The organism is Streptomyces sp. WAC04114, assembly GCF_019733245.1.
GTDB classification, from domain to species: Bacteria; Actinomycetota; Actinomycetes; order Streptomycetales; family Streptomycetaceae; genus Streptomyces; species Streptomyces massasporeus_A.
Genome location: NZ_JAIGQA010000255.1, coordinates 1 through 9,123, shown reverse-complemented (window position 1 = coordinate 9,123; position 9,123 = coordinate 1). Strand labels below are relative to the sequence as shown.

At 71.6% G+C, this 9,123-nt stretch carries 11 protein-coding genes; 8 read left to right on the top strand and 3 right to left on the bottom strand.

Features of this window, described 5'->3' with window-relative positions:
- Both K4G64_RS36730 and K4G64_RS36725 read right to left on the bottom strand, forming a co-directional pair.
- On the bottom strand, window positions 1-1,015 hold a 1,015-nt coding region (locus K4G64_RS36730; RefSeq protein ID WP_221760219.1), incomplete at its 3' end, for a DEAD/DEAH box helicase.
- Window positions 1,016-1,061: 46 nt separating this feature from the next.
- A complete protein-coding gene (locus K4G64_RS36725) occupies window positions 1,062-1,922 on the bottom strand; it encodes a class I SAM-dependent methyltransferase (RefSeq protein ID WP_221760218.1) in 861 nt (286 codons plus the stop codon).
- Window positions 1,923-2,237: 315 nt separating this feature from the next.
- Between K4G64_RS36725 and rpsA the strand changes: the two genes are divergently transcribed.
- The 4 genes from rpsA (at window position 2,238) to K4G64_RS36705 (ending at window position 6,009) form a co-directional block, all read left to right on the top strand.
- A complete protein-coding gene (gene rpsA, locus K4G64_RS36720; RefSeq protein WP_161368364.1) occupies window positions 2,238-3,734 on the top strand; it encodes a 30S ribosomal protein S1 in 1,497 nt (498 codons plus the stop codon).
- Window positions 3,735-3,961: 227 nt separating this feature from the next.
- A complete protein-coding gene (locus tag K4G64_RS36715; RefSeq protein ID WP_190897979.1) occupies window positions 3,962-4,900 on the top strand; it encodes a PAC2 family protein in 939 nt (312 codons plus the stop codon).
- 57 nt (window positions 4,901-4,957) lie between these two features.
- On the top strand, window positions 4,958-5,578 hold the full coding sequence (gene coaE, locus K4G64_RS36710; protein ID WP_221760217.1) for a dephospho-CoA kinase: 621 nt from the start codon (window positions 4,958-4,960) through the stop codon (window positions 5,576-5,578).
- Between the two features lie 50 nt (window positions 5,579-5,628).
- On the top strand, window positions 5,629-6,009 hold the full coding sequence (locus K4G64_RS36705) for a tetratricopeptide repeat protein (RefSeq protein WP_221760216.1): 381 nt from the start codon (window positions 5,629-5,631) through the stop codon (window positions 6,007-6,009).
- A 19-nt stretch (window positions 6,010-6,028) separates the two neighbouring features.
- Here K4G64_RS36705 and K4G64_RS36700 read toward each other — a convergent pair whose 3' ends face one another.
- The gene (locus tag K4G64_RS36700) at window positions 6,029-6,292 is read right to left on the bottom strand and encodes a DUF6343 family protein (protein ID WP_221760215.1); all 264 of its coding nucleotides are present in this window, start codon (window positions 6,290-6,292) and stop codon (window positions 6,029-6,031) included.
- 73 nt (window positions 6,293-6,365) lie between these two features.
- Here K4G64_RS36700 and K4G64_RS36695 point away from each other — a divergent pair, with 73 nt between their 5' ends.
- From K4G64_RS36695 to K4G64_RS36675, 4 genes are all read left to right on the top strand, one after another.
- A complete protein-coding gene (locus K4G64_RS36695) occupies window positions 6,366-7,277 on the top strand; it encodes an acyltransferase domain-containing protein (RefSeq protein ID WP_221760214.1) in 912 nt (303 codons plus the stop codon).
- 200 nt (window positions 7,278-7,477) lie between these two features.
- Window positions 7,478-8,155: a bifunctional 2-polyprenyl-6-hydroxyphenol methylase/3-demethylubiquinol 3-O-methyltransferase UbiG gene (locus K4G64_RS36690; RefSeq protein ID WP_260461487.1), complete on the top strand. Its 678-nt coding sequence runs from the start codon at window positions 7,478-7,480 to the stop codon at window positions 8,153-8,155.
- Between the two features lie 113 nt (window positions 8,156-8,268).
- Window positions 8,269-8,730: a DoxX family protein gene (locus K4G64_RS36685; protein ID WP_221760212.1), complete on the top strand. Its 462-nt coding sequence runs from the start codon at window positions 8,269-8,271 to the stop codon at window positions 8,728-8,730.
- Window positions 8,731-9,000: 270 nt separating this feature from the next.
- A partial coding sequence (locus tag K4G64_RS36675; RefSeq protein WP_260461488.1) for a S4 domain-containing protein occupies window positions 9,001-9,123 on the top strand: 123 nt, incomplete at its 3' end.

Here is a 9,123-nt window from a genome sequence, read left to right as displayed (position 1 = left end):
GGTCGTGGACGCGGGGCTGCCGCCCGGCCGCCCGGGAAGCCCGTACCGTCGTCAGCGCGCTCAGCCCGCGCGCGTGGTCCACCCGCGGCTCACGCGCCAGCCCCGCGTCCACGACCACCCGCACCCCGGGCACGGTCAGCGACGACTCCGCGACGGACGTGGCCAGCACCACCCGCCGCCGCTCCCCGGGAGCCAGCACCGCGTCCTGCACCGCCGCCGGCGCCCGCCCGTGCACCTGGAGCACCTCGACGTCACCGAGTCCGCCGAGCTGCCCGGCGACCCTGGCGATCTCGCCCACTCCCGGCAGGAAACACAGCACGTCCCCGTCCCGCTCGGCCAGCGCCCGCCGCACCACGGACGCCACATGGGTCAGCAGGGCCGGGTCGACCCGCATCCCGTGCGGCGGGCGTACCGGCCGCACCGGCGGCGCCCACACGGCCTCCACCGGATGGGCCGTGCCGTGCGCCTCGACCACCGGCGCCCCGCCCAGCAGCCGCGCCCACCCCTGCGCGTCGGTCGTCGCCGAGGCGGCCACCAGCCGCAGCTCCGGGCGCAGGGTCTGGCGTACGTCCCACAGGAAGGCCGCCGCCGTGTCCGCGTCCAGGTGCCGCTCGTGGCACTCGTCGAGCACCACCACGTCGGCACCGGGCAGCTCCTGGTCGCGTTGCAGCCGCTGCACCAGCACACCGGTCGTGACGACCTCCACGCGCGTGTGCCGCCCGACGACCCGTTCCCCGCGCACGGTGTAGCCGACGCTCTCGCCGGGCTTCTCGCCCAGCAGCCACGCCATCCGCCGCGCCGCGGCCCGGGCCGCGATCCGCCGCGGCTCGGCCACGATCACCCGCCGCCCGGGCCCCTCCCCGAGCAGTCCCGCCAGCGCGAGCGGCACCAGGGTCGTCTTGCCGGTGCCGGGCGGCGCCACGAGGACGGCGGTGCCGTGCCCCTCCAGGGCGTCGTCCAGGGCGGGCAGGGCACCGCGTACGGGCAGGGACTCCAGGGCGTCGTAACGGATCACGCCCTCAGTGTCGTACGTCCGGGACGGGGTCCCACGCGCGCGTGCCTCAGTCCCGCTCGCACACGAAGATCGCCGTGCCCGGGATCAGGTTCCCGCGCAGCGGCGACCAGCCGCCCCACTCGGAGGTGTTCCAGGCGGGCCACTCGGGCTCCACCAGGTCGACGAGGCGGAAGCCCGACGCGACGACGTCGCGGACGCGGTCGCCCAGCGTGCGGTGGTGCTCGACGTAGACCGCCCGGCCCTCGTCGTCCTGCTCGACATAGGGAGTGCGGTCGAAGTAGGAGCCCGACACCGACAGCCCCTCCGGCCCCGGCTCGTCCGGGAAGGCCCAGCGGATCGGATGCGTCACCGAGAAGACGAGACGGCCCCCGGGCAGCAGCACCCGGCGCACCTCGCGCAGGACCAGTCGCGGATCGGCGACGAAAGGCAGCGCCCCGTACGCCGAGCAGGCCAGGTCGAAGGAGCCGTCCGCGAAGGGGAGCGCGCCGGCGTCGGCGCACACCAGGGGGAAGGAACCGCCGATGCGCAGCGCGTGCTGCAGCTGCCGGTGCGAGATGTCCAGGGCGACCGGGCGCGCACCCTGAGCGGTCAGCCAGCGCGAGCACTGGGCGGCGCCGGCCCCGATCTCCAGGACGTCGCGGCCCTTCAGCTCCTCCGGCGGGCCGAGCAGTTCGGCCTCCACCTCGTCCAGTCCCTCGGGGCCCCACACGAAGCGGTCGTCGCCGAGGAACGTGCCGTGCTCGACCTGGTACTCGTCCGCGTTGCGGTCCCACCAGCCACGATTGGCCCGGGAGCTTTCCGTGACATCGGCATCGCGCCGGGTGGCCTCGGGTTCGGACGCTTCGGACTCTTGGATGATCGGCTCCCTCGTCGTACTCTTCCGTCCAGCCGGCCCCGGCGGTGGCACAAAAGGGGGCGTCGTTCGGCCTGTGTGGCCTCGAACGACAGGACTTGTGCCGGTTATGCGGCGATCCGCCCCGCGTGGGCGGCTTCGCGCATTGACCCTGCCCGGCTGCCCCCGTATGCTACAAGTTGCGCTGCGGGCCTGCGCACCTCAGACGTAGCAGGCTGCGCTCGCATCTGTATGTATGTCCCCTCGGTTGTCGAGGCGTCACCGTTCCTGAGTGGCGCTTCCTTGGCTGTCCGGCTTCTGCAGAGCGAAACGGGCTCCCGGCGTAGCAGTACCTACGACTTCAATGTCCGTACCGGAGCCCTTTCCCACATGACGAGCAGCACCGAGACCACCGCCACCACCCCGCAGGTAGCGGTCAACGACATCGGTAACGAGGAAGCCTTCCTCGCCGCGATCGACGAGACGATCAAGTACTTCAACGACGGCGACATCGTCGACGGCGTCATCGTGAAGGTCGACCGGGACGAGGTCCTGCTCGACATCGGTTACAAGACCGAAGGTGTGATCCCGAGCCGCGAGCTCTCGATCAAGCACGACGTCGACCCGAACGAGGTCGTCGCCGTCGGTGACGAGATCGAGGCCCTTGTTCTCCAGAAGGAGGACAAGGAAGGCCGCCTGATCCTCTCGAAGAAGCGCGCCCAGTACGAGCGTGCCTGGGGCACCATCGAGAAGATCAAGGAAGAGGACGGGATCGTCACCGGTACCGTCATCGAGGTCGTCAAGGGTGGCCTCATCCTCGACATCGGCCTCCGTGGCTTCCTCCCGGCCTCCCTGGTCGAGATGCGCCGCGTCCGCGACCTCCAGCCCTACGTGGGCAAGGAGCTCGAGGCCAAGATCATCGAGCTGGACAAGAACCGCAACAACGTGGTCCTGTCCCGCCGTGCCTGGCTGGAGCAGACCCAGTCCGAGGTCCGCCAGACGTTCCTCACGACCCTCCAGAAGGGTCAGGTCCGTTCCGGCGTCGTCTCCTCGATCGTCAACTTCGGTGCCTTCGTGGACCTGGGTGGCGTCGACGGTCTGGTCCACGTCTCCGAGCTCTCCTGGAAGCACATCGACCACCCGTCCGAGGTTGTCGAGGTCGGCCAGGAAGTCACCGTCGAGGTCCTCGACGTCGACATGGACCGCGAGCGTGTCTCCCTGTCGCTGAAGGCGACCCAGGAAGACCCGTGGCAGCAGTTCGCCCGCACCCACCAGATCGGCCAGGTCGTGCCCGGCAAGGTCACGAAGCTGGTTCCGTTCGGTGCGTTCGTCCGCGTGGACGAGGGCATCGAGGGTCTGGTCCACATCTCCGAGCTGGCCGAGCGCCACGTGGAGATCCCGGAGCAGGTCGTCCAGGTCAACGACGAGATCTTCGTCAAGGTCATCGACATCGACCTCGAGCGCCGTCGCATCAGCCTCTCGCTGAAGCAGGCCAACGAGTCCTTCGGTGCCGACCCGGCCTCGGTCGAGTTCGACCCGACCCTGTACGGCATGGCCGCGTCCTACGACGACCAGGGCAACTACATCTACCCCGAGGGCTTCGACCCCGAGACCAACGACTGGCTCGAGGGCTACGAGACCCAGCGCGAGGCGTGGGAGACCCAGTACGCCGAGGCGCAGCAGCGCTTCGAGCAGCACCAGGCGCAGGTCATCAAGTCCCGCGAGGCGGACGAGAAGGCCGCTGCCGAGGGTGGCGAGGCCGCCGCTCCGGCCGCGTCCGGTGGTGGCGGTTCGTACTCCTCCGAGGGCCCGGACAACTCCGGCGCGCTGGCCTCGGACGAGGCGCTGGCCGCGCTTCGCGAGAAGCTGGCCGGTGGGCAGAGCTGAACGCCCACTGAGCTGTAGCTCCTGACCGAGGGGCCGTACCTTTCGAGGTGCGGCCCCTTGGTGTTTTCGGGCCATCGTCCGGCTGCGGGCCGTGGGGGCTTGTCGCGCAGTTCCTCGCGCCCCCAAGGGGCCTTGCCTCCGCTGCCAAGATCATGGATCTCCTCCTGCGGGAATGCCCGCGCCGGCAACGGCGTTGTGGAGTGTGAACACGAGGAGGAGCGGTCACTGTGCTTGATCCGCAGGGTTTGTACGCCTGGGAGCCGAAGGGGCTGGCCGTCGTCGACATGGCGCTCGCCCAGGAGTCGGCCGGACTTGTCATGCTCTACCACTTCGACGGATACATCGACGCCGGCGAGACGGGCGACCAGATCGTCGACCGGGTGCTCGACTCCCTGCCCCACCAGGTCGTCGCCCGCTTCGACCACGACCGGCTCGTGGACTACCGCGCCCGCCGCCCGCTGCTGACCTTCAAGCGCGACCGCTGGACCGACTACGAGGACCCCGCCCTCGAGGTGCGGCTCGTGCAGGACGCCACCGGCGCGCCCTTCCTGCTGCTGTCCGGGCCCGAGCCGGACGTGGAGTGGGAGCGCTTCGCCGCCGCCGTGAAGCAGATCGTGGAGCGGCTCGGCGTCCGGCTCTCCGTGAACTTCCACGGCATCCCCATGGGTGTCCCGCACACCCGGCCCGTGGGCCTCACCCCGCACGGCAACCGCACCGACCTCGTCCCGGGCCACCCCAGCCCGTTCGAGGAGGCGCAGGTGCCCGGCAGCGCCGAGTCCCTCGTCGAGTACCGCCTGCTCCAGGCGGGGCACGACGTCCTGGGCGTCGCCGCCCACGTCCCGCACTACATCGCCCGCTCGCCCTACCCGGACGCGGCCCTGACGGTCCTGGAGGCCATCACGGCGGCGACCGGACTGGTCCTGCCGGGCATCGCCCATGCCCTGCGCTCGGACGCCCACCGCACCCAGACGGAGATCGACCGGCAGATCCGCGAGGGCGACGAGGACCTCAGCGCGCTCATCGAGGGCCTGGAGCACCAGTACGACGCCGTCGCGGGCGCCGAGACCCGGGGCAACATGCTCGCCGAGCCGGTGGACATCCCGTCGGCGGACGAGATCGGCCAGGAGTTCGAGAAGTTCCTGGCGGAACGCGAAGGCGACAACTGATCCCGTCACCCGGCCCGGGCGAGGGCCCTGTCAGTGGCAGGGCCTAAGCTGCGGGACATGCTGAAGGTGGGCCTGACCGGGGGCATCGGTGCCGGCAAGAGTGAGGTGTCACGGCTGCTCGTCGCGTGCGGGGCCGTGCTGGTCGACGCGGACCGCATCGCGCGGGAGGTCGTCGCACCGGGGACGCCGGGGCTCGCCTCGGTCGTCGAGGCCTTCGGGGAGGAGATCCTCGCCGCCGACGGCAGCCTGGACCGGCCCCGCCTCGGCGCCATCGTCTTCTCCGACGCGGAGAAGCTCGCCACCCTCAACTCGATCGTGCACCCCCTGGTGGGCGCCCGCTCACGCGAGCTGGAGGAGGCCGCCGCCGACGACGCGGTCGTGCTCCACGACGTCCCGCTCCTCACGGAGAACGGCCTGGCGCCGCTGTACGACCTGGTGATCGTCGTCGACGTCGCCCCGGAGACCCAGCTCGACCGGCTCGTGCGGCTGCGCGGCATGACCGAGGAGGACGCCCGGGCCCGGATGGCCGCCCAGGCGACGCGCGAGCAGCGCCGGGAGATCGCGGACATCGTGATCGACAACGACGTCCCGCTGGAGGAGCTGGAGCAGCGCGTGAAGGACGTGTGGGCCGAGCTGGTGCGCAGGTCGCAGGCGTCCCGGCCGTCTCCCGCGGAATAGCGGCACTGCGTGGGGGCGTTGAACCCCTGCAGTGAGGGAAGGACTCTGCCGTGCCCGAGACCAGCGGTTCCACCGGACGTACCCCGGAGACGCACGTCATCGACTTCCGTGCCGCCGAGCAACTGCTCGCGGCGCGGGACCCGCGGGGCGCGGTGAAGCTGCTCGACGGCGTGATCGCCACGCACCCGGAGAACACCGCGGCCCGGCTGCTGCGGGCGCGGGCCTTCTTCGCGGCGGCGCAGCTCAGGCCGGCGGAGCTGGAGTTCCAGATCGTTCTGGAACGGGAGCCGGACAACGCGTTCGCGCACTTCGCGCTCGCCCGCACCTATGAGCGCCAGGGCCGTCCCGACCAGGCCAGGCGCCACTTCCGCCTGGCGGCCGCGCTGGATCCGAACCCCGAGTTCCTGGAGGCCGCGCGCTTCGACTCGTGACCGGCCGCTCCCGCCCGCGTCAGGGGCGTTCGTCCGGCGGCCGGTAGGGCGGGATGTCACGGCCCGGCTGGTAGTGCGGGCCCTGACGGATGTGGCGCAGGACGACGGCCAGATCGATTGTGACGATCAGCAGCAGCACACCGCAGGCGATGGCCCAGCCGTTACGCCCGGCGATCGCGAACGCCACCGTCCCGAAGAGCGCCCAGACCAGCCCCCACACGCTCAGCCAGAAGCGCGCCCGCAGGGCACTGCGCGCGGTCCGCGGTTCACTGCCGGTACGCATCGTCGATCACCACTCCTGCTTGCAACGTACTCTTCGTGGCGAGGGATCACCAAGGTCGAGTGGGGAGCCGCGCATGCTGCCGGACGCCGACGCACTGCCCGAGATCCTGCTCGATCTGGCGGTGCCGCACGAGGACATCAACGACCTGGTCGCCCTGCGGCGCACCCTCACCGCGGATGCCCGGGCCATGGGGCTCCTGGAGGAGTGCGTCGAGGATCTGCTGCGGGACATCGGCGAGGTCGGCATCGAGGTGCCGCTCGCCGGGCGCGTCGCCGAAGCCCCGGCCGCGCTGGGCCGGTACTTCGCCGTGTTCGTGTTCGTCGCGGCGTTGCCCCGCACACGCGCGTATCACCGCGAGCGGGGTGTCACGGCCGACGTCAGCCGCCGGACCCTCGCCGACCTGGGGCGGAACATGGCGTTCCACCGACGGCGGCGCGGGAGCGGAGGGATGGAGGTGCCGCAGTGGCTCACGCACCACTTCCGGGGTGAGCTGTACCAACTGGGACGGCTCCAGTTCGAGCGAGCACGCCTCGGGCCGCGGACGGGGCGGGCGGTGGCGGCGGCCGGGCTGGACGCGGTACCGGGGGAGCCCTGCCTCAATCTGCACATCCCGGACTTCCACGGGGCGCTGTCACCGGCGGCCTGCGACCGTTCGCTGGAGCTCGCCCGGGAGTTCTTCGCCCGTCACTTTCCGCTGGAGCGACCTCGGGTCGCGGTGTGCCACTCCTGGCTGCTCGACCCGCAGCTGAAGCGCCACCTCGACCCCGACTCCAACATCGTCCGGTTCCAGGGACGTTTCGAGCCCGGGCGTGACCCCGGCGAAGAGCCGGAACCGGCGGACGGCGAACCGGTGCGCTTCGTCTTCGGCGACCCGGACCTGCCGGTGGCCGGCCTGCCGAGGCGTACGTCCGTGGAGCGGGCTGTGGGGGACCACCTGCGGGCGGGCGGCCACTGGTATGTGGGGCACGGCTGGTTTCGGCTGTAGCCGACGGGGCCCGCTGGGGGCATCGCTGCGAACCGCCCCGGCGGCGATGTGCCTCAACTCCGTCGGCAATGTGCCTCAACCTCGTCTGCGATGCTCCTCAACTCCCCGCTCGCACGGTCTCGTTCACTCGGACGGGTGAAGAAGGCCGTCGCGGGAACGGGTGTGCGGATGGGGCCCGTTGGACGGGCATGGAGATGAAAATGCGTGAGGGGTACGAGGGGACGGGACCCGGGGCCATCACCCCGGACGGCTGCGCGGTGGAGCTCTACTCACGGCTGCCCGTCGGGGACGAACCGGAGATCATCGCCGCCGCGGCCCCCGAGGGCGCGCGCATCCTGGAGCTCGGCAGCGGGGTGGGCCGCATGACCCATGCACTGCTGGAGCGCGGGTTCACGGTCACGGCGGTGGACGAGTCCGCAGCGATGCTGGAGCGCGTGCGCGGCGCGCGGACCATCTGCGGCCCGATCGAGGACCTGGACCTGGGGGAGACGTTCGACGTGGTGCTTCTCGCGTCCTTCCTCGTGCACGCGGGGGACATCGAGGTGCGGCGGGGCCTGCTGCGCACCTGCGTGCGCCATGTCGCGGCGGACGGCTGTGTGTTGATCCAGCGGGAGGGCGAGGACTACCACGACAATGTGCCGCGCGAGCGCAAGGACCCCAGCGGCCTCACCGTACGGATCGCGTCTTCGGAGCCGCTCGGCGACGGGGTCAACTCGGTTCGCGCGGAGTACGAGTTCCCGGACGCGGTCTGGACCCAGACGTTCCGGGCGCGACCACTGACCAAGGAGCAGTTCGAGGAGGCCCTGGCGGAGGCGGGCCTGCGCGTGGACCGCTATCTGACGGAGGACCGGATATGGGTGCGGGCGGTGGCGGTCTAGGCGGCCCGGCCGGCGCGGCAGTCTGCTCGATGCTCCCCGGCGGCGATGAGTTCAGGGACGCGGACCGGTCTACCTCTCCGACACCAGCACGGACCCTTCCCCAGGAGACCTTCATGTCCGAGACCACCGCCTCCGTCACCGCCGATCGCACCCCGGCCGGCGTCGTCATCGCCGAGTCCGCCACCGCTCGCGGAAGGCGTGCTCGCATCGCGCTGCGCACGCTTCAGGTGCTGCTCGCCCTCTTCTACGCCGTTGCGAGCGCCCTGCCCAAGCTGATCGGACACCCGTCGGCTGCCGAGTCGTTCGAGCGGCTCGGCTGGGGCAGCCCGGGGATGTACACCATCGGCGCGCTCGAACTGGCCGGGGCGACAGCCCTGTTGATCCCGGTGCTCCAGTCGGTGGCGGCGATGGCGCTGAGTGCGTTGATGGTGGGAGCGTTCATCGTGCAGACAGCCGTCTTCGACGGGCAGTACGCGGCGACGCCGCTGATCCTCATCGTGCCGCTCCTTCTCATAGCGTGGGCGCGGCGGCGGCACAACGCGGATCTGCTGCGGTTGCTGCGGCGACGGGCGTGACGGGGTGCGACCGGGTGCGACCGGGGCGCCTCAGGACCTCGGCTGTGTCCTGAGCGGGGTCGAGGGCCGATCCCCGGCCCCCGGACGCCGGTCCACGGGGTGAAATGAGCTCCTCGCCCGGCTCACGGCCTGGGCTTGCCCGGGGCGCCGCCGAAGCCCTTGCCGGGAACGGGGCCGGGGCCGGACACGCTGCCCGGGCCCGTCACTCCGCGCAGGCGTTCCATCTCGCGGCGGTCGCGCTTCGTCGGGCGGCCCGCGCCGCGGTCGCGGATGCCGGCGGGGGCGACGGCCTCGCGGGGCGGCCACGTGCGCGTCAACGGTGAGCGCGTGAAGCCCGCGCACGGCGTCCGCGTCGGCGACGAGGTGCGTTTGCGGCACGAGGGCCGGGAGCGG

Bases quoted from the DNA above. Each gene is read 5' to 3' on its own strand.
- rpsA (WP_161368364.1), top strand. From the start codon at position 2,238: ATGACGAGCAGCACCGAGACCACCGCCACCACCCCGCAGGTAGCGGTC.
- coaE (WP_221760217.1), top strand. From the start codon at position 4,958: ATGCTGAAGGTGGGCCTGACCGGGGGCATCGGTGCCGGCAAGAGTGAG.
- K4G64_RS36700 (WP_221760215.1), bottom strand. From the start codon at position 6,292: ATGCGTACCGGCAGTGAACCGCGGACCGCGCGCAGTGCCCTGCGGGCG.
- K4G64_RS36695 (WP_221760214.1), top strand. From the start codon at position 6,366: ATGCTGCCGGACGCCGACGCACTGCCCGAGATCCTGCTCGATCTGGCG.
- K4G64_RS36690 (WP_260461487.1), top strand. From the start codon at position 7,478: ATGCGTGAGGGGTACGAGGGGACGGGACCCGGGGCCATCACCCCGGAC.
- K4G64_RS36685 (WP_221760212.1), top strand. From the start codon at position 8,269: ATGTCCGAGACCACCGCCTCCGTCACCGCCGATCGCACCCCGGCCGGC.